Source organism: Sphingomonas sp. PP-CE-1G-424 (assembly GCF_004341085.1).
GTDB lineage: Bacteria > Pseudomonadota > Alphaproteobacteria > Sphingomonadales > Sphingomonadaceae > Sphingomonas.
On sequence record NZ_SLXW01000012.1, the window covers coordinates 1 to 22,340 of the forward strand.

The following is a 22,340-nucleotide window of genomic DNA, read 5'->3' on the forward strand; positions in this document are numbered from 1 at the left end:
GGTCGCGAAGGTATCGAATCTGCTGGCATAGGCCACAAACGACAAAGCCGCCCGCGAGGGACGCCTGATTGTATGTCAAAGTTGGTTGCGGGGACGCGATTTGACCTTTGTCGCATTCGCAAGCCGCTTCGCGTCAGCGCGGCGATGGCCGCCGTTCGGTGAAAACGACCTGTCGCCTGTCGATGCCGGATACAGGATCGCGTGTCGGTTCCAGCGGAGATCGCCGCGGCAGGGTCTCCCCGGCCGCGGGATCACACCCTTCGTCCGGCTTCCCCGATCAACCCCGAGCGTCGAAGACTGCGACGCTCCCGACGGGTACCGGCGACAATCGCACCGAGCAGGTCAGGCGGTACACGACTGCGGACCGGAAAGGCGATGCCGCTGGACGGTCGATCGCCCGACGTTCCGCGCGTTCCAGCCTGAGCCGCCGGTGCGTGTTCCAGCGGACTGCCGCCAGAAGTCCGGTCGCGACGGTTAGGAATGGCACGGTGACGGTCAGCGCCTTCGTGAGCGCCGACAGCATGTCTCCGTGCCCCGCCAACTGCCACCCGACCGCTCCAACGAGCACCGCGGTCACGACGCCCCACATCGTGGTCGCGAACCTGAGCATCCGCGCCTCGTTCCGCAGTTCACCAATATCAGAATCCATCATCTACATTCTCCCTCGACGTGACCAGCGGGCCACGTGTCTTGGAAGTATTGGAGCAGCCAGAAATGCGTGCCGCAAGCCGAGATTTCGGCCTGTGGCGCGAAAATATGCAATATCTGCGTAGACTTGCTGCGCCGATTATGAAGCATCTGCGCGTGAGCCAGAAATCGCAGACTGAGAGTCAAATGAACTCTTGACCGGATAGGAAAATTACCATGCGAGATTTACCGGTGCCGCAGACCGCGGCCGAATGGGACGAACTGGCGTCCAAGATAATCCGTGCCAACCTGCAGATCGCAGGCTTGAACTATGTCCAGCTCGGCGAGGCGCTTGCCGCGATGGGCATACGCCAGGACAACAAGGGCATCAGCGGCAAGCTGCGGGCTGGCAGGTTCTCCGCCGCGTTCTTCCTGCAGGCACTCGTCGCCATCGGAGTTGTCGAACTCCCGATCCCCGTCCCAAAGGGACCGGCGGTCTAGGCTACGGCGTCCAAGGTCACGGACACGGACACGGACAGACATCCCCATCGCAGAACAAAATGAGACATGTGCGATTTGAGTGAGTGACGCGGAGATCCAGGCATCATCCGTAGACCCAGTCCGAGTGACGGAAGATGAGCAATGATCGACTACATGTTGGAATTTCGCTAACCCGAAAGAACCGAGACGACGTCAGTTGATCTCGGCCGCCGTGCCGAGGTCCTGCGCGACGCACTTGGTCTGACTCCGGGACAGGCTGCTGGTAGAGCCGGGATCCAGACAACCGCTTACCTCCGCTTTGAACAGAATGGGGAAGCGACCGTCTCGGATATGCTCGCGATCCATCACGTCCTATCGCGAAGGGAACTCGACGATCTCTTCACCGCACCTCGCTTCGATGACGTCGAGGAGTATCATTCCTATCTAGAGCGGAAATACCGGGACCGAGGATAAAGCGCGATCCGACGGATCAATGTCCGCATCGACTTCGGCAACGGCTCCAAATTTTCGGCCAAGTCATGTTCGGCCCGTTCACGCCGCCGCGGCGGCCACAACGTACTCATGGATAATCGAGCGCGCTGCGGGTCGTGGCGGAATTCGTCCAATGCGGATCAGAGTGCAGTTGCCGAAGAGGGAACAGGTCGTCACACGGCGCGGATGGCATGGGGAAAAGACAAGGTGACAGGCACCACGGACAAATCGGCAGACGAGCCACAGGCCGGCGCGCAGGGGACGAAGAGAGGCTCGAAAGCCGGCAGCGCGATCCCGACGCCATCGCCCGGTTCGCACGTCAATCCATGGATACCCCACGACGACCGGCTCTTCGACCGGGACTCGATCATCGTCATGCTGGTCGGGTGCCTGCTGTTCGTCATCGGTCTCGGGATAAAGCTGTCAGTTCCGAAGTTTCCCGAACTCGCCTCGATCGTCGATGCCTGCGTGCCGCCAGCACGGGGCCTGTGCGAAAAGACCGTCCGCGCCTTCGATCGGCAATCGCACTCCGCGTCAGAAGCGAACTGGGCGATCTTTCTCGCCGAGACGCTCCAGGCCCTCGGCCTGACGATGCTCGCCGCGGTGTTCATCTCCTCCACCGTCGACCGCAGGACCCGGGGGTACTTCTTCGACGAGCTCGCCCGGAAGACCGAAGCGCTCGGCTCGAACGTGCTGCTGGGGATGTTCGAGACGCGCCATCACCCAAGGCTCTTCAGCCTGGTGAAGGAGCACATCTTCGAAAAGAAGATCATCCGCCGCAACATCGACATAAACTACACTCTGACGGATCTCGACGTCGATCTGTCCAACACCCGTCTCGCAGCGGAGAAGTACCTCGCCGTCGACGTCATCATCTCGACCGTGTCCGAGAACATCAACGTCGCGCAGACCGGGACCAAGGGTATCGTGGAGCTACGCATCAGGCTGGGGCTTCCCAACCCAATTCTGCCCGAGCTCAAGCCGTTCGTTAAGGTGAACAGCTTCCGCATAGGCGACGTCACGCTTTCCGCGGACAGGATCGCGGAGATCAACGAGGATCTCCAGAAGCAGCTCGTCGACGACGGGCTCGTCGATGCGCCGGTGAACATCGGTTCCGTCCCGATGATGCCTGGCGAGCAGGTGACCGTTTCGGGATCGTACACCATGGTCAAGGAGCTGCAGGACACCGAGGTGTTCCGCTCGAACGAGATCGCCGAGAACATCCATCTCACTGTCGTCAGCAAGTCGCAGGACGATCTCGTCATTCAGGCGCGATCGCTCGCCCATGGCAAGCTCTACGGGCAGGTCTCGCCGACCGCGCAACAGTGGAAATTGGACGATCTGAGCCTTCCGCTGCAGGGCATTATGGTGTGGTGGAAAAAATCGCCTAAAGCCCTGTCACCGCTGCAATCGGCGCCAGGCGAGCCAAGAAAGTCCGTTACTCCCCAGGAGAATGACGGTACGGGGGATGAACCTCCGCCGGTCCAGGACGTTTCCAATGCCTGAGACCGATAGTCATGGTGCATTGGTAAGAACTGCCCTATATATGGGCTACGAGTTGTAACACGAAGGGAGCATCAAATGACTGCATTCAACGGCACGATGATCGTCCTCGGCGATGGCGGCACGACCTTCTGATCGGGTTGGCCGTCGCGCCAACCACGGCGCTAACGGTCTCAAGCCTAGCTAATCCCACCCAGATCCTGGTCGGTAAACGTCCAGATCGCTCTGCCAGTAGATCTCTCAGGTACGAGCCAACCCATCGACCCGGTTCATAAGAGATGCTCCGGGTCGACCCTCACAGCTAGCGTGCCTGGATCGCTTGGGTGTCTGGCGACCCGGCCACCGCCGCCGGCGTTCAACAGCCGCAACCCCTGCCCGGCGGGTGACGCGTCCGTCTCCTCCTCGAGTTCACGCAGATACTGCAGCAGTCGTGGCCAGTGCCTATTGGCACCCACCCTTGGCCTTCGAGCCTTGCTGTCGGCGAACACGACATCAAGGACGGGTCGCAGAACGCTACGCAGATCGTGACGCCCCTTGCCCAACTCGAGACACCGGGCGATCATGGCCTGCCGCACGATCTTTGGCGCGACGTCGTCCATATCCGCCCAGCCGAGCAGCACCTCCGCGATGTCGTCCTTCCGGTCGACGTCGAGCACCTGTCGAAGCCGATCGCCACCCGTAGCGTCCGCGGCGAGGCGCGCCTTCATGAGATCGATGGCCTGCTCGAACGCGCCCATCGCCCGGTTGCCCTCGGTCGGCAGGTCTTCCGCGAAGACCTCCTTCCAGGCCGCGCGAAGTTTGGCCAAGGCATTCCAATACGCCTGGGCGGCATATCGGCCGCTGCCGTGTTCGTAGAGATCCTGTAGCCTCATGGCACTCCCCGGTTCGACGCCTTGTGTGGTCGGAACACGATGGATAGCGCCAAGTCCAAGGTCAACATTGACCCGGCTCGATGATGACACCCGCATGCGATGCCGATCCTCGTGGCTTGCCGCTCTGATCCGCCTTTCGCTAGTCCGGCAGCAGCAGCTTCTCGGCCCAAGGCGGACACATCGAGTTGATCTGAAGCATTCGCGTGGTCAGCTCGTGCCTGGCGAACCCCGCGGCGATGATGGCCTCACGCTCCTTCGATCTGAGATATGAATCGACCGGACGAGCGCCTCTACCGCTGACGTCTCGCAGCGCTTGTTCGCCGGAAAACTCGCCATTGCGACCCAACTGCTGATGTTCCATGCCCGCCTCCGCGCGCAGCTCGTCGAAGACAACCGGGATCACGGGGGATCTGAAGCTGATCAGCGTACCTCCCCCGATCGACACTGCAGATTTTATTATGAATGCCGGGTCATCGAAGATCGGGTGACCGACTACCGAATCAAGCCGACTGCCCGTGAACATCGAGAGATACGTTTCAGGCCAGGCCTGCGGAACCTGGATCGTACATGGCCAGGTTTCACTTGATCGAACGATGCAACCGTCCACGATGAAGGAACCGTGGACGACCCCGCGCCTCACCCGCACTGCCCAACCGCCACTTGAATGAACACGCGGTCGCACGAAGGCCCCGCTGGCGTAATGAAGTTTTTCCCAGCCGTCCCGCATACTCGACGTGTGGGATTTGCTCACAGCCTTCCATGACGCGGGGCTCTCGGTCGTAGACCAGGGAAAGCCTTCCGAGGATTCCGGAACGTGAGCGATGGGTAGAATGCCGTACAGCATCGCCGACAGCGAGAGTCCCTCAAATGCGCATGCCTTGGCCAGGAGGAGGGAGACGCCCTTCATCTCATGCCGCAATCGCCGAAGCTGCAAGATCGCCGTGTCCTCCCGCCTTGCACTGGCGGTGTTAAGACCAGCCACCCACTCGGCTGCCTGCACCGACTGCGCAGGATCCCGCAGCACCTTCGCGACATATGCCAGCGCGGTCGCGTCGATCTCCCGCCGACGCCAGCAGTAGATAAATTGCATTTGGTCGGTTGGATGTTTTAGGTTCGCTATGCGGGTCATCTCATATGATCTCGTTGCATTGTCCGTTCCTTGACAGGCGTGCCATCACGATGGGCCTGGTCCAGGAGGACGAAACCAGGACGTGATGCGGAAAAGGAGGTCTTCGTAGAACGCTTGCAGAGTCGACCGCGCGGGTGGCTCGGCGGGGCCGAAGCCGGGCATCCAATCCACGGTCCCCCGCGTGATGCGGTAGTGCGAACGACAGGCGAGGCTCGCGTTGCCGATGCTCGGATCGAGCGTGACGGACGTCCCGTCGCAGGTCACGCTCCAGCCATCGCCGCCGATCGGCGTGACTATCTCGGTCCCGCATCCGCAGGCGCACAGGTGCACCGCGACCCCGAACTCGGCCGAGACGTAAAGCGTCGCGCTGCGCAGCCTTTCCGGGATCAGGCCGACGGAGCGGTGCGACATCACACGCACCCTCACGTCGTGGTATCCACCGGCCGCTCATCATTCATCAACGTGTTGCCGTCGACCACGTAGGCGCTCCAGTGCTCACGTTCGAAATCGGCATAGAAGCCGAGATGGCGTTTCCACCGGACCACCGCGAGCGCCGCGTTCAGACAGTTCAGGTCGGCGACCTGAACGTTGCTCGAGTACGGGTCGTCGGCGTCGTCGTCGCCCGTCATGGGGATGCGGCCCCGCTCGCGGACATGACCGCGCATCTCGTCGGTGGAGGTCGTGACGCGGACCGTCCCGACGATGCCCGCGTCGGAGACATGGAGCCCCATGCCGATGTCGATAAAGGGCTTCCCCACCATTTCCAAAAATTCGACTATCGGACGCCGGCTTGCGGCGCTGTCCACCGCAATGAAGACGAAATCGACGTTCCTGAGGCCCTGGAGATTGCTCGGGCCCAGGCGCGAGCGATGCGGAACGATCCCGGCGTGCATCCTCCCGTATATGCTCGCGAGATAGTCCACCTTGGCTGGGCGCCGGCCGAGTTCCTCGAGCGTAGGCGCTCCGGGCGCGCGAAACGCGGTGTGCTGCTCGAAAACGTCCGGATCCCAAAGGTGGATGCGCGACACCGGGGTCTTCGCGACCAGGTCCAGAATGTACGACCCGCCGCCACCTAGTCCGACGATCGCGATCGAATGGTTCCGCAGCTTGTCGGTGAAGGCGCCGATCTGCGCCCGCGACGAAGCGGTGTCCTGATAGCGGAACACCGATCTGGCAGCCGGAGACACAGTGCGGACCGCCCGACGCGCGCCGACCGTCGGATCGATCGCGCGCGCATGTCCCTCGATCTCGGCGATGTAGGTCGTGATCAGGGCGTGGTAATCAGGATAGTTGCCGGTCACCGGCTGACTCGACATCATGTGGTCGATCGTCATGTCGTCGCCAAAATGCCTAGCCTGCCTCGTATGCAGCATCCGCAGGGGTTGGCCCCGATTGTCGTGCGGCGTGCCCCCCCCAAAGTAGGCGACGTGACTCTGCGGCCGTATCGTCCGGTCTCCCGCGAGGCTGAGCACCGTCAGCACCGTTCCATGCCGAATTACGCCGTCGGAATCGACGAACGGCACCCCCCTGACCACGAGGTGGCCCGTCTCGATAGCAAGGTCGAAACCTTCGTTGGCAAGCCGGGAAAGATCGGCGCTAGCTCTTATCGGTTGATGAGACATTGATCACCGCTCCTGGTTGTAGACGCGCTGCTTGGCGCGGAACGAGGGAGCCGTCGGGCCGGTCTCCGCCAGCGCGTCGAACGGTCACGGTGAATGTACGCTCCGGCTCCGCCGGCAGCTGAGGGAAGGCGAGCCGGACGAGGTCCTCGAAGGTCGCTTCCGCGGTCGCAAGCTCGCGAGGCCGACCGTTCAGGATGATCGGAACGCTGCGTTGCGCAGGTGCAACCGGAAGCCGGCGGGTCGAAACTTCCGGCGCGCCGCCGGTAAGGTCGATCAGGCCGCCGGTTCGCACAGGCCCGGTGCCGCCGTTAACGTAAAGCTCGCGATCGGAGGGTACGGACGCGATGTCGCGGACGTCTGAGGCGAGGATGCCGGGATCCAACCAATCCCAGTCCACATCGTCGACACGCAACGCCCAGTGCGATTGCCCCCTTCCCGATCGGAACGCCGGTACATCCTCGCCAAGCGGGATGACAGTTGCCGGTTCGATCAACGAGGCGCGTCCCCCGTCGACCCGGACCAGGCGGTGCGCGTCGGCCGGCACGAGGCCGGCGATCTCGACCGCCTCACACCCGGTAATCGACATGCCCGCGACAGGGATCTCCCTACCGTCCACTTTGATAAGGTACTCCTGCACCCCAGCGTCCCTCACGTCGTTGTTTGCGTCGTCCATTGTCCACTCCTCACAGTTAAATGTCGTTCAGGCGCTCGGTATTTGCCCCGAGCCGATGCGGTTCCATCAGCCGGGACCGTAGACATGCTCGAACGCCGTCGCTGCCAGTCCGTATCGAGCCGCGGCCTTGAGGCCCGGGTGGCGCCATCGCTCCGCCCCGTCGTCGGTCCAGTCGGCGAGACGACCGAGTTCGTCACCCATCGCGCGATCGGTGGCTACCTCGACCAGCGCTTCGATCCATGCCAGTTCCACCCAATCCGGCTGGTCGGGCAGCGTGAGTGCGACGGTCGTCGTGAAGTCCTGCAGTTCAGCTGGAAGCTCGGCGTCCGGCGGCAGCTGGATCAGCCATGTCGCCTCGGAGAGGTCCAGCGTGATGCCCAGACCCTCGTCGTCGATCCGGGACCGCATCGGATCCGTGGCGGCTGCCAGTCTAGCAAGGGTGTTCGCATCGGCCGTCTCCACGCCAGTCACGTTTATGATGGGATTGGCGCAGTCCGTCATGCTCATCGCCAACGCCAGGGCAGACGGCAGTGCCGGCGTTGGCCCACGGCCCGGCGAACCCAACCCGCTGACCATCGCACAGCTCGAGACGTCGATCGCGATGTGCGCCACCCCCGCCTCCCAAGCGAGCCGACGGGCGACGTGGGTCCTGCCCGCGCCACATGGACCAGTCACCGCCAGCGGAAGCATGTGAAACCAAGGTCGACCGGCGTCCCGCTGATGCCGGCACGCCAGATCGATCGCCCCGAGCCATTCGGCATTCCACTCGCAGCCGAGCCGCGGCGTTATGCCCGCAGTCACGCGGTCGCCTCCGCGCAGTTGCCGAGGAGCGTCCAGTCCCCACGGAACGACGTGGGCTGCGTAGCTTTCGGCGATGCACATCGTCAGCGAAGGATTCCAGCTTTCGATGGTCGCGTCTTCGCGAGCGTCGCTGGCGCCAAAGGCGGTGTCCGCTTCACGAACTTCGTCGATCGCGGGGTTCTCGATGAGCATCACCACGCGGGCCTCCACTTCGTCGCCAACACCGTTAGGGCGCCTTCGAGGACATCGGTCTCGATGCCGGGCAGAAGCTCGATCATGCGGGAGCGGCAGCGCTCCTCGGACCAGACCCGATCGGCGCTGACCCCAAGCTGCGCGGTCAGCTCGTTCCAACGGTGGAACCCGCATCCCGCTGCGATGGCCTCCAGGCCGACGTGCTGCTGCACGTCGTCGCCGAGAGCGCGGCACGCCTTGACGAGGATCATGGCTCCGCGCTTCGCGTACTTTGCGGATATCCCGCCAGGGTTCACCCCCAGGACGAAAAGCGCCGACGCACTCACGTCCTGATGGGAATGGTGGTCCATAACGACGCCGACGATGTCGCTCATTCTCTATTCTCCCTTACCGATGCGACCGCGTCGTCGATCATCCGGCGGACGAGGCCGCCCAGATCGACGAAGGTGATAATGGATTCCTCGAGAAGCGGGTCGGGCTCCTCCTCGAAAAGCGCCGCGCACTCGGCCCGCTCGCGGAACTCCAGGAGATCGATCTCGCTGCATCCGAGATAAGCGGCCGCACGGTAGATCTGGATCATGAGGGGGGCTCCTGACAAAGCCGCCTGGCCGACGGCATCGTCGATGCAGCGGCTGAGCGCCGCCGATCCCCGGGTCGCGGCGACGGCGCCCCAGATAGCCCAACGGGGCACGTTTCGTTCGAGCCACGCGAAGAGGAACTCGCGATAAAGGGGGGCATCGAACGTGACCGTCCAGACGAACACATGCGAACGGCCGCCACGCTCACGGCGGGCCAGTGCGATTGCCGGCATTCCATCCGACAGGATGCGCGTAAAACAGTAGGGAAGATCGGCCCTATGCATCGACGCTCTCCGGTCCTGGCCAGAAGCGCAACGGCCGAAGTCCGCCGCTGCCTAAGCCTGCCTTCTTCACGGCGCGCTCGGTCTCGAGCATGCTGGCGAAGATGAGTTTCTCGAGAGCCTCGCGCCCGTGGGCATTTACGAGATCGGCGAACTCGCGATACCGACCCGTCTGATGTTTAATGAAATCCCAGATCCGGTCGCGGTCCCCCTTCCTGTCGAGGGCGAGGGAGAAGATCGGATCCGACCTCGTGTTCTCATGGTAGAGGATGATGGAGTAGCTCTTCTCCCTTCCCCAATTCTTGTTGTTGCACCCGCACCAGATGTTGCCAGGGTCGTTCTCGTCGTCATCCTCATCAAGGTCCGCCGGCCATGTGGCGATAGCGTCCACGGTCGATGGCTCCGTCAGGACGGCATCCGCCGTCTCGCGGGCGACGATTCCAGACAGGTAGGCCGGACCGAGACCGGTCGCCGCACGTCCCCAGACGGACCACCGGTCCGGGCGGGACCACATCCAGGCGAACAACCGGCTGGCGTGATCCGGATCGACGGCGCCACCGAAGACCCAAATGCTATCGTACCGCTCCGAACCGTCACCCATTCCGCGCACCAAGTGGAGCGACGGCGTCGTACCCAGAAGGCATGCGACGTCCAGATAGGGAACGAACGGCTGAAGGGCCACGTCCTCGACGCCGAAGAACACGGCGTCCGCGGGGACCGAGCAGCTGATGTTTTCTTGTACCACGACTTGACCTCCTGCCTCCTTAACTCTACTCATAGGTTGATCTTAAGTGGATAGGCAAGCGAAATGTTCACGATCGAGTGGCGACCGGCCGCCGCACACGGCGATGACCTCATGATCTCCGTCGCAGTGACGGCGCGGGAGAATGTCCGGCTGTTCGCGTCGAGGCAGCCGGCCTCGACGATGTTCCGCATCCGCGCCCCCCACGGCAGGCAGGTCACCGTGACCCGCCAAGCCGTCCTCGACTGGGCGACCGGAACCAACCTGCCGGTCGGGGACACCGAATGGCCGCTGGTTCCAATCAGTCGCGGCGATGGGATCCACGCGATCGAGATGCTCGATGCGTTTCTGGCGTGGACGCGTTCACGCGGGCTCATCGACGAGGCGACCTCCCGGCGCATCAGCGGTTTCGTCCAGATGGAGCTGTCAGGCGCAACTCGCGGTACGCCAGAGTGATCGCGCCCTCTCGACGGGCGGCGATCACCCCCCGCCGCTCGAGCAGCCGCTCGCGCATGTTCGCCGCGATGGCCAGGCCATGCTCCCGTGCGCGCGCCTCAATCAGCAGCTCCATGTCCCAAACCTGCTGAAGGCGTTCGCGCTCACCGGCTTCGGCGCCCCGATCGTGCGGGACGACGTCGGGCAGATCGATCTGCATGGCGCGCAGCCGAGCTTCGATTCCAGCCTTGTGCGAGGCCAAGCCTCCCGGGCTGAACCGGCGCAGGCGCCACGGTATCCCTGACAACTCCCCGTTCCTGCCACGCCTCGGCGTCTGCGCCGAGATCAGATCGGCGAAGGGCGGTTCCTTGAGCGTGCGCAACGGGATGCCGACCCCATCCGCAAGTGCCAGGCGCTCTGCAGCATCCTCGTATCGTAAGGGCGCCTCAGCCTGCTCGAGCACGATGCGAAGCAGCGCGAGCCGATACTCGCGCACCCGTGCGCGTACGCCTGGACCGCTCCCGAAATCGGGGGGGCGATGGCCAGCGGCGTCACCGCCCGCGTTCACGACAGCTTCCTTGCGGATGCCGCGTCGTCACCCATTCGGAGGTTGGGGTCCACGACCTCGTCGCGCATGGCTCGGTACTTCCTTATGAGATCCATCTCGCGAAGCGTCGCCTGATGGCGCGCGATCACCTGCTCCTGTTCCTGCACCGACTTGACCCGACCGTGGCGAGCCCAGACGTCACGCAGCGATACGGCGGCGACCATCGAGTCCTGTACCTCGTCGGCCTTGTCGGGATCGGGGGCGTTGCTCCGGCAACCGATGCAAGAGAACCTCACCGGACATTCGCCGAGCGTGACGCATGTCCCGCCGACGACCGATGTCAGCGCACCCACGTTGTCGAACGCCGCAGCCTTCTCCGCGTCCTGCACCGAAAGGGCACGCGCCTGGTGTTCCTGAAGATCGATGCTCGTATGGAATTGGATCCACCACCGGTCCCGCATCTTCCGGGAGGCCTTGGCGTAGTAGCGTGTGATATCGAGCGACTTCTGGTTGAGCCAGGCCGCGATGATCTCCAGCGGAACGCCCGTCCCCGCCGCATACCCGGCGAAGCTGTGACGCAGATCGTACGCCTCGAGTTCGTGCCTCCCGATGAATAACACCTGCACGAGCGGGCTGAGGGTGTTCGGTCGAAGGGGACGATCGCCGGCGTTCGCGACGAACCTGCCCGGGCCGCACTTCTCGCGCAGGGCTGGATCGGCAGCTGTGATCGGAATTGGCCCGCCACCGTGCCAGCGGTCGCCTGCGAACTTCGCCATCGCCCATATGGACATGGCGCATTCCCGCGTGACGACGAACGGGACGGACTCGGTGAAACCCTTCGGAACCGCAAGGAAGACGTAACGCTGTTCTTCGTTAGGCAGATTCTCGAGGCGGAAGAACCGGCCAGGGTCCTGCACTATCTGGAAGAATTCGTGCGTACGAGCACCGGATGTCTTCATGACGTTCGTACCGGCGATGGCGACGAGCATTCCGTGGGTCAGCTCGGTGATCGGAAATGGCCGGAGGCCCAGCTCGACAAGCACCCTCCGGGCCCGTTTCGCCTGCGGACCCGCATACCACGCGAGTCCCCGCGGCAGGCGGATCGCCAGGTCTCGACCTACCTTGTTCGTCTTGAGGAACCCGAGCTGTTTCCGGACCATTTCCGGCGGCAGCCCGCGTCCAGTGTAGAACGCCAATGCGTCGACGGCCTGACTCAACCATGGATCGCGCGGCGTTGTACCATCCACCCCATCGCTACAATCGTAGGTGAGCCACCATTCCGTGTCGAAGACGCAGTCGTACTGGTCGCCCCCCGGAAGATGCCGGTGGTCGCGGCTGGAGGTGCCGCCGACTTCAACGAGCATCTCGTTGATGCGGTTGGTATTGCGCAGGGTCCAATGGCGGCGCTGAAGCCCGGGCACCCGACGACCATCGTCGTCGAAGATCGGCGCGAGGTAGGAGAAGGTGATCTCGACCGGTCCGGACGTATCCAGCTTCGCGGCCTCGGTCATTGCCTGCGCACAGCATTTCTGGTCGTGGGAGAGCTCTGCGACCCTCGATCCCGCCAGGAACCTCGCCTCGGCCAGACCGTCGGAGATAGGTTCGACGCGATCCTTGCGCTTCCGTCGTCCATCGGCGATCTGCTTGCGAATTCCTTTGCCTATCGCCGCAGCGAACTCCCGGGGCATCCGCGGTAGTGGCAGCTGAAAGCCTCTCAGCAGTTCAGCGTCCGGGGGTTCGGCGGCACGGACCTCTCGATCGATGTCGACGTGAGCCTCGAGCAGGAAGTGGCCGACCTTGTGCCGACGCGTATCCGGATCGTTCGGAAAACGCGTCTTTTCAAGGCAGTACTCGATCGCGAAGCGATCGAGGCCGTCCAATGTAGCTAGGTCGTCGTCGCCGACCGCGTTAGCGATCTGCTTCAGGACCAGCATCTTGTGATATGCGTGGCGCGACACGGGTTTGCGCAGGATGTTATCGAGCAGCAGCAACCCGAGCCCGAAGAGCATTTCGTTCCGGCAGCCGAGAAGCTGCGCCGCACACGCCGGCGGTACGTCCCTGATCTGTCCGAAACCGCGTTTGACCAGATAATCCCGTAGGGCCAGAGGGGCCTGTTGCAGAAGCGCTGCCGCGTCGGCGCCCGCCGCTGCGCGGGCGAAACGGTGACTGCCGCCGTGCTTGTTCTTGTGCTCCGTCACCAACCTCTGCGCCATGGCTCCGCCACACAGCAGTCGGGTGAAGTCGTGGTTCGTCGGGTCCGTGGGCATGTGACGTACCGCTGCGGCGATGGCGCTGGCGGGGGGGCGAACCTCTTGACCCGGCCGGCAGAGCGAGTGGATGCGTCGCAGGCGAAGGACGTCGTCGAGCGACGAATTCTCGTCCATGTACTGAGCCACGATTGCGTAGATGTCGGCCTTGCGCTCCAGGTCGAACAGAACCGCGCCATCCCCAGGATCGTTAGCGAACAGCTTGATGGCACCGGTGGCGAGCAGTTCGTCGAACTTCGGCGCCTTCAGCATCAACCGGGAGCGGTGGAACGACAGCAGGCGTGCACGTTCGGCATCGTCGAGGATGGCGTCGGATGCCAAGGCCTTGGCCTGCAGCATCCGCAACTTCGTACGCTTCCACCGCCGCTTGGCGCGGGGCGGCTCGGGCGCGGCATCGTTCTTCGACGCCATCGGGTTACCGTCCGCGGGCGCTTCAAACAATGGCGGAACGGACGTTACGGTGTCGTTGGTCGTGCGGGCGTCGGTCATTTGGCGGATCCCATCCAGCTGTCGAATGCGTCGTCGATCGGGTTTGGGTTGCAGAACTGCGGCAAGGCCGTCCGCCCAGGGGCGAGCACTGCGGTCTCGTCCGCCTGCATGACGTTGTGGAATGCTGCGGACAGAATGGCGTTTCGCCGTTGCCGGTGACGTTTCGAGTACAGGAACAGCATCGCCTCGCCGGTTGACCAGGCCATGTACTCGATGAGCTTCTGACAGGCGGCGGCCAGAAGGTCCGGCTCGTCCCAGTACTTCGCGTAGATCGTGTCCAGGTTCGAAGAGACGAACGCGTGACGCGGATCGTGACCGCGCAGACCGAGCGGCGCGAAGGTCGGCGAGAACTTGTGGTTGTAGAACCCGTCGCGGGTATAGTTGCCGCCGATGCGCGTCGGCACGATCGGCACCCTGAGATCGTCAAGGTGACCTGCCTCGTATTTTTCGCGGTAGTCATCGAACTTCAGACTGCGACCGTACCGCTTCATTTCCAGCGGCGAGATCCGGTGATCGTCGATGTAGGCGATACCGTCCGCGGCACAGCCCGGCGTCCAGCCAATCTCCTTGTGGATTTGACCGCGCGATCCCTTGTTGATGGCGTTGCACCGGACGCCGCCGAAGCTCGCCTCCATCCAGTCGAGTATCGTCAGCGCGACGATCTCACTCAACCGCGCCCCACTTTCGATCAAAGCGCGGAGGATCCAAAGATGTCCGGACGACCAGCCAGCGAGCAATGCCGTCTTGTAGGCTACGTTCATCGGCGTGGTAACGAGGCGTCCGACGGACGGCCATTTGTCACCGGCCATGATGAAGTATCTCGGCATCTCGTAGAGGAGCTTGCGAAGCTCTTCTTGACTGCGGTCGGTCCCGAGCGCCGCATGCTCGGCGAAGCGCACCGAGGGAGGGAGATGGTCCTGCAGGAACGGGTTGGCGTGAGGATAGATTTCGAGCGCCTGCTGTATGCTGATGCCTATCGCCATCCCGTATAGAATCCGCGCAACGGCCGTGGCGCCCTGCTTCCCTGGATCGACGTAGAACGCGCTGTGGTTACGTGCTGGGGATAAGGAGCATCCGAGGTCCTCCTCGAGCATCTTGGCAATGAGCACCCGCGCCTGGTCGACCGAGCCCTCGATCGCCAGCGCCCCCTGCCGCTTCAGTTTCTGGACTATCGGTGACGAGTAGAAGAGCCGCTGCCCCCGCTCGTAGCTGACGCACGTGCTCGCAGCCTTGTACCGGCTCATGTACGAATGGGTGACGCTCAGCTCGAGCTCACCATACCCTGGAACCTCGCCGACACCCCTTCCCCGGACGCAACGCGGAAACACGAGATCTCCGGTTTCGAACACCTCGAACAGGTCATCGAACGGTACCCCGCCCGGTCGTCCAGCGCCGGGCGAGGGTTCGCGTACCTTGGGCGCCAACGGTCGCGAGAAATCGATGGCCGGCACATTGCCGTATCGACCGCCTGTAACCGCGGAACCGATCGAGAGGCCAGCCCTCGTGTCAACGTCCACTCTGCCTCTCCTCGATTGGCACTGGGTCCGGGAAAAAGCGCGAAACCCGGATGCGCATGTATCTCTAATGGTTTACACAACTCGTATTAGGTAAAACAAAACCGCCGGAGCGGTACTCACTTTTCCATTACACTTACACCCCAACTAAGGAGGCTTTGCCGGGGCGTCAAGGTCACTATTCAATTACAGATACATAAACCGTTGAAGCGTCGGAGATCGGCGTCTAGCTAGAGGAGTGGAAAAAATGACCAGAGAGTTGGAAGAGCGTCTGCAGGCGCTCCCGGAGCGGTGGCGTGACGTCACGCGGACCCGGACCTACGCGGTGATGGACTATGTCAGTGCCGGAGAGGACGGTGCCATTCTCGTCGACGTCCTTTGCCGCCGGACGGGCCTGACCAGATCCGCGTTCTATGCGCTGGTACGTCGATGGCATAAGTCCAAACAGGACCCCGCTGCGCTGGCCCCTTGGGCCAGACGAATCGACGGCACGACCCGGATCAGCAAGGAGGTTGTGGAATACATCGATGGTCAGGTCAAACCACTGATCGACCAGGATCCGGATCGGCCTACCGAGCCCGTGGCCGTTGGAGTGTTGGCCAGTTGGCCGGCCCATCTCCGCAAGCCCGGCATCAGCTATATCCGCCGTCGCGTCGGCCTGGCACGGAGCGAGCACCAAAAAAAAACGCCTGGGGTTACCCTGAAGGCCGGTGATGACGCTGACGATCCACCTCGGCCCAGACCGGAGCCAAGGTGGCCGCTCGACGTGATTCTGATAGATCACATCGCCATCGAGGCCGTAGTCTGGCTCGACGGGGAGCCAACGTTGCCGATCGCCACCATCGCGTTCGATCTTTTCAGCTGTCAACCGGTGGCCATTTCGGTCGGGCTCGACGTTCCGGGTCCAGCCACCGTCTCCGGAGTATTGGCGGAGTTGGCATCCAGAGCTGCCCCCCGCGGAGCCCCCGCGCCATCCACGGTTATCATGTCGACGGTCTTCGCGCAGGGATGGCCCAAGCTCATTGCAAGGCTTGGTGAAACGGGTGCCGTGGTGATCCCGGAGCGGTCGCGAAAGCTCAAGTTCGGGCCGGACGCCAATCGGCTACTCGGCGGTTGGCTCTGTGGCTACAAGCTCGCGCCGAGGTTGGGCCACCGACCCGTGGACGAACGCGCTTCGCCACGAGCGCTGTCAAAGATGCCGCATCGCGACCTCGCAGATCTCAGCGAACAGCTCAGGGGGGAGTCGATCCTTCGCCTGATGATTCTGATCGACGAGGCCAACTGGTCACCCGCCGCCGCTGCTCACCCATCATACGCGTGGGAGGTCATAGCAGCGCTCGCTGCAAACTACACCAAACGGGTGCCGAGAGCCGACGGATAACCTGCACTGGGTTGCAACGTACGGAAAGTTTTAGTGCTGCTACTTCTGCACTGAAATCCGGAGCGCCGCGGGGTTGTGCGCCAGTTCAGCAACATTTGGAGAGGGTAGAGAGGCGGCACCGAGATCAAGCGCGTAATGCTCGATCCGAAGACGGTTATTCGGTGAGAAATTTAGTAACGTATCGCGTTAGCGACGAAGCGGCACGACGTTCGAGCCATTCGACCAGCGTGTCACAAAGTGCTGACGATCACGGAAACTCGGGGTTTGGAAGGCGTCAGCCAGCCTGTCATCACGGCAGAGGACTTCGATCAGCCACAGCAACGTCTCCGCAGACACCGCACCGTACGCTTCGAACTCTTCGATCTGATGATGCCAAAGCCCAGCCGCGTCCGCGACGTCGGCAACCGAAAGCCCGTAGCGGAAACGCAGGGCGGCTAGCCGTTGCCCCAGCACACGGGCGTCGGGGACCCGGAACGGCCCCTCATGGTCGTCGCGCGGGCGACGACCGAACGCCGTCCACTCCAGGTCATCCATCATGCCACGAGGCCAACGGTCGGTGCGACGCTGTAGGCGGCCGAGCCACCGACAAGAACGCGGCAGCCATCGAGCACCGGGTGCTCAGCCAAGTATCCGACGTCCCTGAACAAGGCGGGATCCGTACGGATCACGCCGGCGAGCGCCAGCCACGCGCCGCCGAAGAAGCGGGCGTCCGATCGCCGCACGGCCTCGCCCGCCGCGAACAGCAGGAAGGTGGCAGCGACGTCCGCCGTGCATCGTCGGCGGACCGAAGCAGGAGTCCCGGTCGCCTTTCCGCGCGCAAGCCGCATGTCGATACCGATCGCCGCCGCTCTGTCGGCCAAGGACGACCAGCCCTTGCCCGGCCTCGCCCCGCCGCGGCGCATCACGTCAAAATGGCGCTCGAACGACGCGTCGCCCCAGGCGGCCAGCGTCGGGACGGCGAAACACCATGCGGCGGCAGCGCGCTGCAACAGCATCGGAATGTCCCAGGATCGTCCGTTGAACGTGATCAACATGTCTCCAGCAGCCGGACTAGGGAGGGCGCGATCAATACCGAAGATCATCTCCTGCTCACGGCCGTCAAGCCCAAAGCGCTCGAAGAGAAGGTTCGATGGAGCGCCACCTCCCGAGACATCGAAGGACAACACGACAGCCGCCTTCAGCCTGTGCAGGGCGGAAAGATCCATTTCTGTCCTGGCCCGGGGCGCCGCGTTCAGCATGGCGTCAACATTAGGGCCGGTTTCGATGTCGAGCACGGCGTACCGCATATCAGGCGTCCGTCTTCATGTCGGCAAGCGCAGCGCGGTGACGTGACACCGTGCGCTCCGCCATCATCAGGACGAGCTCCATCGGGTCCGGGCGGAGCACGAAGCGGATCTGTGTATCGCCTTCGGCGAACTCGGCCTCCTCGATCGGCGTCGCGCCACCACGCCTCGCGTGGGGTGCACGGAGCCAACTTCCGACGAGCTCGTCATCGCCCACCAGCAAGAGCGCCTCCCCCAGAGCGGAAGCCACCGAACCGATCCTGATCGCCCCCTGCTCGCGATCCGGAACCACCCTGGCCGGCTCGTCCGACATGCGCAGCAGCCTGCGGATGTCACCCTGCGTGAGGCGAAGCCGACCGATCAGGTCGGCGAGCATGTCACCCGAGGGCACCGCATGCGTTGCACCCGCATGAAAGGAGGGACGAAGGACGGAACCAGTATCGATGTCGGTGTGCGGCATAACAACCTCCACTCGAATTAAACTCAACCTATAGGTAGATTAGTTGCGTCAGTTTGTCAAGTTGCGTCCGCTTCAGCCCTTTCCACCCACGAGACAGGAGTTCATTCGCAGCCGCTGCGCGGCACGTTCCACGCCGCCCGATCCGCATTACGAAGGCCGACGCGAAAGCCACCCGCCTGGGAGCGACGCGCGTCGACACGAAGAGCTCGAGCGTCTACAATCCGCACATGGTTGAGGTAGCGAACCCGGACGAAATGGCGTTGAAGCGGGCGATGGGCAGAGCCATCGCCCACGCGCGCGTGGCTGCGGGTTTCACCTCGCAAGCAGCGTTCTCGCGCGCGATCGACGTCCGTTTCCAGTACATGAGCCGCGTCGAGAAGGGCGAGGAGAACCTGACGCTCGAAACTCTCGCCAAGATGACTGGCGTGCTGGGCGTCTCGATGCCCGACTTTCTCAACTCGGTCGCGAAGGAGCTGAGCAATCCCAGCGACCCACCGAAGACACGCCGCGGGCGACCGCCAGCCGCGTGAATGCCGTCGCACGGGCCGGGAGCGATCCCGACCCGTGTCGACTTGAGAGTTCCTCGACGTGTGTGGCTTCCGCTCTCGTCGCACTTCGCTATCGTGCGTTCATGATCATCGAGCAGCAAATCGCGCGAAACGACGCGCTTCATGAGCGACGCGACACTATCCAGCTAAATCCCAGCTGGCAGCGCGGAGCCGCTTGGAAATCCCCCCGCCAGGTTCTGCTGGTGGATTCCGTCCTCCGCGGCATGGACATCCCCAAGGTCTATCTTCGTCGAATGCCGCCGGGCGGCGTATTCGAGCACGAAGCCGTGGACGGTCAGCAGCGCCTGCGGGCCCTGTGGCTTTTCCGGAACGACGAACTCGTTCTCGATCACCCGGAGAGGCTGTTGCCGATCAACGGCGAAACCGTCGACGGCCTGACCTATTCGGAACTTTCCGATACCTTGAAGGAGCGCTTTGATGCGTTTCCCGTGAGCGTTGCGGATATCGTCGAGGGGACGGCCGACGAGGTCACCAACCTGTTCGCTCGCCTGCAGATGGGTGTGGCGCTAAACCCCGCCGAACTGCGCAACGCGATGCTCAAACCGATGCGGCACATAATCGACGGCGTCGCGACGTCGCATGAATTCTTCCTAAACTGCCGCATCGCGGACAATCGCTATCGCCGACAGGATTTCGTGACGCATCTGTTCGCTCTTGCCGCCTACCGCGGGGAAAGGGACATCAAGGCGCCCGATCTGAAGCGCATGGTCGCAGACTTCGGTCCGGACCATATGGACCGGATCCTCGAGTGCGCCGCCGAAGTTGGAGACGCGCTGAACATCCTCGAGCAGGTCAACGAACTTTCCAGATTTCGCATCGTCCAGAAATGGATCTTCGTGGATCTCGGCTGGCTTGTCATGCAGCGCCTCGCGGCGGGGGCGAGCGTCGATGCGGCAAGACTCGCCGCTGCCTATCATGGGTTCGAGGCAAGGCGCGCGCTGCACAATCGCGCGCCGGACGTCCTGATCCAGGACGGACGCGCGAACCCCGTCCTTGATCGTCATCTGTACAACTACATCCAAGCGTTCCGAATTCAGGCCGGCCGTCGTGACAGCGTGGCGGCTCGTGCCGCGGCGCTTCGAGCCTTCTGCCCCGACATCGACGCAAGGAGCGAATGATGGCTTTCGACACAAAGCGGATACCCGACGATCTCGTGCGCGCCTACCGCGATCGCCGTTGTGCAATCCTCGTCGGCGCCGGAGCGTCAGCCGGCGCAAAGCTGCCGCTGTGGGACGGACTGCTCGAACAGATGGTGGACGCCGGCGTGAAGCACCGGGTCATCACGCCCGAGAAGGAAGCCGAGTACCGCGCCCTGATCAAGGACCCCGGGCAGTGGTTGATGGTGGCGGGCGGACTGAAGGACGATCTGCGGGTCTACTTCAGCGACTTCATCGAAACCGCATTCATCAAGTCGAAGCCGAAGCCGACCGATCTGCACAAGGCCCTGGTCGCGCTCGACCGCCTGCAGTTCGTCGTCACCACCAACTACGATACCCTGATCGAGCGCGCGTTTCGCGCGGGCGGCGACGAGGACGTCTCCGTCCTGACGTTCAAGAACGCCGGTGAACTCCAGCGTCGTCTCGGACAGCGCGAGTTCTTCATTCTGAAAGCACATGGCGACGCCGCCAAGGTCGGCGACGGTATCGTCCTCACGGAGACCGACTACCGCGAACTGCTCTACCGCCAACGCGCCTATCAGAGCCTCCTCCAGGCGATCTTCACGATGTTCACGGTCGTGTTCGTAGGAGCCTCGATGAACGATCCGGAGATCAAGCTGCTGCTAGGCTTCATCGCCGATGCCTTTACGCCAGGCAGTGGCCCCAACCACTTCGCGCTGATGGTCGACGAGGAGATCACGACCGTGCAGGAGGAACGGTGGTTCAAGGACTTCAATGTCCAGATCATTCCGGTGAGCAAAGCCAACAACTACGAGGATCTGACGGCCTTCCTCGTCGCGCTGCACGAGGTCGCGGACGTCGCCTGAGCCAGTCACTTCGCCAACGCCGTCGCCGCCATCATGTCCGGCGTACAGGGGCATGGTCCGTGATCGCCCCTGGACGCCGCAGGGTTCGCCCATCGACCTACAGCGGGGAACGTGGGCAGCACTCCAACGACATCATTAGGGCGGCGTCGCGGCTATCGGAGGGCGTACACATCCCTCAACACCATCGGAGAACGACCGATCGCAGCACCCTGTCACGGTCGCACTCTCGACAAGCGCCCCGCCAACGTCGCAATAGGAGCCGTGCAGATGCCCATCTATCTCGACGGACTGTCCACCACGCCGCTCGCACCCGAGGCGCGCGACGCGATGCTCGACGCCTGGTCGCGGCCAGGAAACCCGGGTTCGCCCCACGCGGCGGGTGAGCGGGCCGCGGTGACCGTCGAGGAGGGACGCGCCCGCGTCGCCGAACTCATCGGCGCGTCCCCCGCCGAGGTGTTCTTCACGTCAGGGGCGACGGAAGCGGACAACATCGCCATCACCGGCGTCGCGTTGGCCGCCCTCGCCGGCTGCAGTGCGCGCCGCCGCGTCATCGTGTCCGCAGTCGAGCACAAGGCGGTGCTCGCGCCCGCCCTCCGGTTGCGCGACCTGGGCTTCGTCGTGGACATCGCGCCGGTCTATGCGAACGGCGTCGTCGATCTGGACGCGCTGGCGTCCCTCATCCGCGACGACACGCTTCTCGTGTCGGTCATGGCGGCGAACAACGAGACGGGGGTGCGCCAGCCGGACGCAGCCGTCGCGGCCCTCGCCCATGAACGCGGCGCGCTCTTCCACTGCGATGCCGCGCAGGCGGTCGGCAAGGTGGCGATCGACGTGTTCGACATGGACGTCGACTATCTCAGCGCGTCGTCGCACAAGATGTACGGCCCCGCCGGCGTGGGCGCGCTCTACGTGTCGGCGACCGCGCCCCGCCCCGCCCCGCTCGTGCTGGGCGGCGATCAGGAGCGGGGTCTGCGCGCAGGGACCGAGCCGACCGCACTGGTCGCGGGGTTCGGCGCCGCGGCGGCCGTGGCCGGCATGCGGCTCGATCGGGACGGCAAGCACGCGGATGCCCTTCTCAAGATGTTCCTTCTCGAACTCTCGCGAAGCGACGTGCGGTTCGCGGTGAATGGTGACGGCACGAAAAGGATCCCCGGAGCAGCAAGTCTGGCGATCATCGGCTCGGACGCACAGTCCATAGCTCAATCCCTGTCAACCGAAGTGATGCTCTCCACTGGGTCGGCCTGCACGTCCGGGCAGATCGATACTTCACATGTTCTTGCCGCCATGGGCCTCGACGACCGACAACGTCGGTCGACCATGCGCGTCCACTTCAACCGATACTCGACCGACAACGAAGCGGTCGATGCCGCCCGACTGTTGGCCAAACGCGTCGAGCTTCACGCGTAAACCACTGGACGA

General features: G+C 63.4%; 24 protein-coding genes. 8 read left to right on the forward strand and 16 right to left on the reverse strand.

The window, feature by feature from the left end:
* Positions 1-277: 277 nt before the first annotated feature.
* A complete protein-coding gene (locus C8J43_RS20130; protein WP_133032401.1) occupies positions 278-649 on the reverse strand; it encodes a hypothetical protein in 372 nt (123 codons plus the stop codon).
* A gap of 215 nt (positions 650-864) precedes the next feature.
* On the opposite strand from C8J43_RS20130, the gene C8J43_RS20135 reads away from it, so the two are divergent.
* A complete protein-coding gene (locus tag C8J43_RS20135; RefSeq protein WP_133032402.1) occupies positions 865-1,128 on the forward strand; it encodes a DUF6471 domain-containing protein in 264 nt (87 codons plus the stop codon).
* Between the two features lie 678 nt (positions 1,129-1,806).
* The gene (locus C8J43_RS20140; RefSeq protein WP_133032403.1) at positions 1,807-3,105 is read left to right on the forward strand and encodes a hypothetical protein; all 1,299 of its coding nucleotides are present in this window, start codon (positions 1,807-1,809) and stop codon (positions 3,103-3,105) included.
* Positions 3,106-3,371: 266 nt separating this feature from the next.
* On the opposite strand, the gene C8J43_RS20145 is transcribed toward C8J43_RS20140, so the two are convergent.
* The 9 genes from C8J43_RS20145 to C8J43_RS20185 all read right to left on the reverse strand — a co-directional run bounded on the left by C8J43_RS20145 (position 3,372) and on the right by C8J43_RS20185 (position 9,995).
* Positions 3,372-3,974: a hypothetical protein gene (locus C8J43_RS20145; protein WP_133032404.1), complete on the reverse strand. Its 603-nt coding sequence runs from the start codon at positions 3,972-3,974 to the stop codon at positions 3,372-3,374.
* A gap of 139 nt (positions 3,975-4,113) precedes the next feature.
* A complete protein-coding gene (locus C8J43_RS20150; RefSeq protein ID WP_133032405.1) occupies positions 4,114-5,103 on the reverse strand; it encodes a hypothetical protein in 990 nt (329 codons plus the stop codon).
* Positions 5,104-5,148: 45 nt separating this feature from the next.
* Positions 5,149-5,514: a DUF6527 family protein gene (locus C8J43_RS20155; protein WP_133032406.1), complete on the reverse strand. Its 366-nt coding sequence runs from the start codon at positions 5,512-5,514 to the stop codon at positions 5,149-5,151.
* 11 nt (positions 5,515-5,525) lie between these two features.
* Positions 5,526-6,725, reverse strand: coding sequence for a ThiF family adenylyltransferase (locus C8J43_RS20160; RefSeq protein ID WP_133032407.1), 1,200 nt, complete (start codon positions 6,723-6,725; stop codon positions 5,526-5,528).
* Positions 6,700-7,398 carry a multiubiquitin domain-containing protein gene (locus tag C8J43_RS20165; protein WP_133032408.1) on the reverse strand — a complete coding sequence of 233 codons (699 nt, stop codon included), beginning with the start codon at positions 7,396-7,398 and terminating at the stop codon, positions 6,700-6,702. Before C8J43_RS20165 ends, C8J43_RS20160 begins: the two co-directional genes overlap by 26 nt.
* A gap of 66 nt (positions 7,399-7,464) precedes the next feature.
* Positions 7,465-8,397 (reverse strand): hypothetical protein, encoded by a 933-nt coding sequence (locus C8J43_RS20170; RefSeq protein ID WP_133032409.1) that lies wholly within the window; start codon positions 8,395-8,397, stop codon positions 7,465-7,467.
* Complete coding sequence (locus tag C8J43_RS20175; protein WP_133032410.1) at positions 8,391-8,765, reverse strand: hypothetical protein; 375 nt, start codon at positions 8,763-8,765, stop codon at positions 8,391-8,393. Before C8J43_RS20175 ends, C8J43_RS20170 begins: the two co-directional genes overlap by 7 nt.
* On the reverse strand, positions 8,762-9,253 hold the full coding sequence (locus C8J43_RS20180; protein ID WP_133032411.1) for a hypothetical protein: 492 nt from the start codon (positions 9,251-9,253) through the stop codon (positions 8,762-8,764). Before C8J43_RS20180 ends, C8J43_RS20175 begins: the two co-directional genes overlap by 4 nt.
* Positions 9,246-9,995, reverse strand: a complete 750-nt coding sequence (locus C8J43_RS20185; RefSeq protein ID WP_133032412.1) for a hypothetical protein — start codon at positions 9,993-9,995, stop codon at positions 9,246-9,248. Before C8J43_RS20185 ends, C8J43_RS20180 begins: the two co-directional genes overlap by 8 nt.
* 63 nt (positions 9,996-10,058) lie before the next feature.
* On the opposite strand from C8J43_RS20185, the gene C8J43_RS20190 reads away from it, so the two are divergent.
* The gene (locus C8J43_RS20190; protein WP_133032413.1) at positions 10,059-10,448 is read left to right on the forward strand and encodes a hypothetical protein; all 390 of its coding nucleotides are present in this window, start codon (positions 10,059-10,061) and stop codon (positions 10,446-10,448) included.
* Here the strand turns inward: C8J43_RS20190 and C8J43_RS20195 are convergent.
* The 3 genes from C8J43_RS20195 to C8J43_RS20205 are packed head-to-tail and all read right to left on the reverse strand — an operon-like array spanning position 10,393 to position 15,247.
* The gene (locus C8J43_RS20195) at positions 10,393-10,995 is read right to left on the reverse strand and encodes a hypothetical protein (RefSeq protein WP_165899712.1); all 603 of its coding nucleotides are present in this window, start codon (positions 10,993-10,995) and stop codon (positions 10,393-10,395) included. The two genes, C8J43_RS20190 and C8J43_RS20195, sit on opposite strands and share 56 nt — an antisense overlap.
* Positions 10,992-13,730, reverse strand: coding sequence for a hypothetical protein (locus tag C8J43_RS20200; protein ID WP_133032415.1), 2,739 nt, complete (start codon positions 13,728-13,730; stop codon positions 10,992-10,994). The genes C8J43_RS20195 and C8J43_RS20200 overlap by 4 nt, the downstream gene beginning before the upstream one ends.
* Positions 13,727-15,247, reverse strand: a complete 1,521-nt coding sequence (locus C8J43_RS20205) for a hypothetical protein (RefSeq protein WP_133032416.1) — start codon at positions 15,245-15,247, stop codon at positions 13,727-13,729. Before C8J43_RS20205 ends, C8J43_RS20200 begins: the two co-directional genes overlap by 4 nt.
* Positions 15,248-15,491: 244 nt before the next feature.
* Between C8J43_RS20205 and C8J43_RS20210 the strand changes: the two genes are divergently transcribed.
* Positions 15,492-16,625 carry a hypothetical protein gene (locus C8J43_RS20210; RefSeq protein WP_133032417.1) on the forward strand — a complete coding sequence of 378 codons (1,134 nt, stop codon included), beginning with the start codon at positions 15,492-15,494 and terminating at the stop codon, positions 16,623-16,625.
* Positions 16,626-16,811: 186 nt separating this feature from the next.
* Here the strand turns inward: C8J43_RS20210 and C8J43_RS20215 are convergent, their stop codons facing one another.
* From C8J43_RS20215 to C8J43_RS20225, 3 genes are read right to left on the reverse strand one after another with little or no spacing between them, the layout of a single operon-like run.
* Positions 16,812-17,162, reverse strand: coding sequence for a helix-turn-helix domain-containing protein (locus C8J43_RS20215; protein WP_133032418.1), 351 nt, complete (start codon positions 17,160-17,162; stop codon positions 16,812-16,814).
* Entirely contained in the window at positions 17,159-17,899 is a 741-nt protein-coding gene (locus C8J43_RS20220) for a hypothetical protein (RefSeq protein ID WP_133032419.1), read from the reverse strand. Before C8J43_RS20220 ends, C8J43_RS20215 begins: the two co-directional genes overlap by 4 nt.
* Positions 17,900-17,912: 13 nt before the next feature.
* Positions 17,913-18,368, reverse strand: a complete 456-nt coding sequence (locus C8J43_RS20225) for a hypothetical protein (protein WP_133032420.1) — start codon at positions 18,366-18,368, stop codon at positions 17,913-17,915.
* 227 nt (positions 18,369-18,595) lie between these two features.
* Between C8J43_RS20225 and C8J43_RS20230 the strand changes: the two genes are divergently transcribed.
* The 4 genes from C8J43_RS20230 to C8J43_RS20245 all read left to right on the forward strand — a co-directional run bounded on the left by C8J43_RS20230 (position 18,596) and on the right by C8J43_RS20245 (position 22,328).
* On the forward strand, positions 18,596-18,898 hold the full coding sequence (locus C8J43_RS20230; protein ID WP_133032421.1) for a helix-turn-helix transcriptional regulator: 303 nt from the start codon (positions 18,596-18,598) through the stop codon (positions 18,896-18,898).
* Positions 18,899-18,999: 101 nt separating this feature from the next.
* The gene (locus C8J43_RS20235) at positions 19,000-20,055 is read left to right on the forward strand and encodes a DUF262 domain-containing protein (RefSeq protein WP_133032422.1); all 1,056 of its coding nucleotides are present in this window, start codon (positions 19,000-19,002) and stop codon (positions 20,053-20,055) included.
* Positions 20,055-20,921: an SIR2 family protein gene (locus C8J43_RS20240; RefSeq protein WP_165899713.1), complete on the forward strand. Its 867-nt coding sequence runs from the start codon at positions 20,055-20,057 to the stop codon at positions 20,919-20,921. The genes C8J43_RS20235 and C8J43_RS20240 overlap by 1 nt, the downstream gene beginning before the upstream one ends.
* Positions 20,922-21,188: 267 nt before the next feature.
* Positions 21,189-22,328, forward strand: a complete 1,140-nt coding sequence (locus C8J43_RS20245; protein ID WP_133032424.1) for a cysteine desulfurase family protein — start codon at positions 21,189-21,191, stop codon at positions 22,326-22,328.
* The last annotated feature ends 12 nt before the right edge of the window (positions 22,329-22,340 follow it).

Bases quoted from the DNA above. Each gene is read 5' to 3' on its own strand.
- C8J43_RS20145 (WP_133032404.1), bottom strand. From the start codon at position 3,974: ATGAGGCTACAGGATCTCTACGAACACGGCAGCGGCCGATATGCCGCC.
- C8J43_RS20155 (WP_133032406.1), bottom strand. From the start codon at position 5,514: ATGTCGCACCGCTCCGTCGGCCTGATCCCGGAAAGGCTGCGCAGCGCG.
- C8J43_RS20200 (WP_133032415.1), bottom strand. From the start codon at position 13,730: ATGACCGACGCCCGCACGACCAACGACACCGTAACGTCCGTTCCGCCA.
- C8J43_RS20150 (WP_133032405.1), bottom strand. From the start codon at position 5,103: ATGACCCGCATAGCGAACCTAAAACATCCAACCGACCAAATGCAATTT.
- C8J43_RS20180 (WP_133032411.1), bottom strand. From the start codon at position 9,253: ATGCATAGGGCCGATCTTCCCTACTGTTTTACGCGCATCCTGTCGGAT.
- C8J43_RS20235 (WP_133032422.1), top strand. From the start codon at position 19,000: ATGATCATCGAGCAGCAAATCGCGCGAAACGACGCGCTTCATGAGCGA.
- C8J43_RS20225 (WP_133032420.1), bottom strand. From the start codon at position 18,368: ATGCCGCACACCGACATCGATACTGGTTCCGTCCTTCGTCCCTCCTTT.
- C8J43_RS20230 (WP_133032421.1), top strand. From the start codon at position 18,596: ATGGTTGAGGTAGCGAACCCGGACGAAATGGCGTTGAAGCGGGCGATG.
- C8J43_RS20165 (WP_133032408.1), bottom strand. From the start codon at position 7,398: ATGGACGACGCAAACAACGACGTGAGGGACGCTGGGGTGCAGGAGTAC.
- C8J43_RS20175 (WP_133032410.1), bottom strand. From the start codon at position 8,765: ATGAGCGACATCGTCGGCGTCGTTATGGACCACCATTCCCATCAGGAC.
- C8J43_RS20130 (WP_133032401.1), bottom strand. From the start codon at position 649: ATGGATTCTGATATTGGTGAACTGCGGAACGAGGCGCGGATGCTCAGG.
- C8J43_RS20210 (WP_133032417.1), top strand. From the start codon at position 15,492: ATGACCAGAGAGTTGGAAGAGCGTCTGCAGGCGCTCCCGGAGCGGTGG.
- C8J43_RS20240 (WP_165899713.1), top strand. From the start codon at position 20,055: ATGGCTTTCGACACAAAGCGGATACCCGACGATCTCGTGCGCGCCTAC.
- C8J43_RS20160 (WP_133032407.1), bottom strand. From the start codon at position 6,725: ATGTCTCATCAACCGATAAGAGCTAGCGCCGATCTTTCCCGGCTTGCC.
- C8J43_RS20190 (WP_133032413.1), top strand. From the start codon at position 10,059: ATGTTCACGATCGAGTGGCGACCGGCCGCCGCACACGGCGATGACCTC.
- C8J43_RS20135 (WP_133032402.1), top strand. From the start codon at position 865: ATGCGAGATTTACCGGTGCCGCAGACCGCGGCCGAATGGGACGAACTG.
- C8J43_RS20215 (WP_133032418.1), bottom strand. From the start codon at position 17,162: ATGATGGATGACCTGGAGTGGACGGCGTTCGGTCGTCGCCCGCGCGAC.
- C8J43_RS20245 (WP_133032424.1), top strand. From the start codon at position 21,189: ATGCCCATCTATCTCGACGGACTGTCCACCACGCCGCTCGCACCCGAG.